The organism is Mesorhizobium sp. M1E.F.Ca.ET.063.01.1.1 (assembly GCF_003998155.1).
Lineage (GTDB): Bacteria > Pseudomonadota > Alphaproteobacteria > Rhizobiales > Rhizobiaceae > Mesorhizobium.
Genome location: NZ_RZSC01001636.1, coordinates 1 through 434, shown reverse-complemented (window position 1 = coordinate 434; position 434 = coordinate 1). Strand labels below are relative to the sequence as shown.

The 434-nt window shown below is 67.3% G+C and carries 1 protein-coding gene; it reads left to right on the top strand.

The window, feature by feature from the left end; all coding sequences use genetic code 11:
• Nucleotides 1-434: response regulator (locus tag EOA29_RS40170; protein ID WP_145970193.1), on the top strand; the 434-nt coding region annotated here is incomplete at both ends.

Here is a 434-nt window from a genome sequence, read left to right as displayed (position 1 = left end):
GTGGAACAGCTGTGGCCGGGCGATGTCGAGGTGATCGAGGCCGGCGACGGCGAGGATGCCATCAACCTGGCGGCCGAGCGCGAGCCGCCGCATGTCGTGCTCGACCTGCAACTGCCCAAGGCGACGGGCATCGAGGTGGCGCGCGCGATCTGGAGCCGACGCGCCGGCACGCACATCCTGTTCTGGTCGAACTTCGCCGACGAGGCCTATGTGCGGGGCGTGGCGCGCATCGTGCCGCCCGGCTCGGTCTATGGCTATGTGCTGAAATCGGCGACCGAAGAAGGCATGCGCTCGGCGCTGCGCGGCGTCTTCCGCGAAGGTCACTGCATCATCGACCGCGAGATCCGTGGTATCCAGCACCGCGTCCAGGACCGCTTCGAGGGCATCACCGACGGCGAATATGAGAGCCTGATCGACATCGCCTTGGGCCTGAC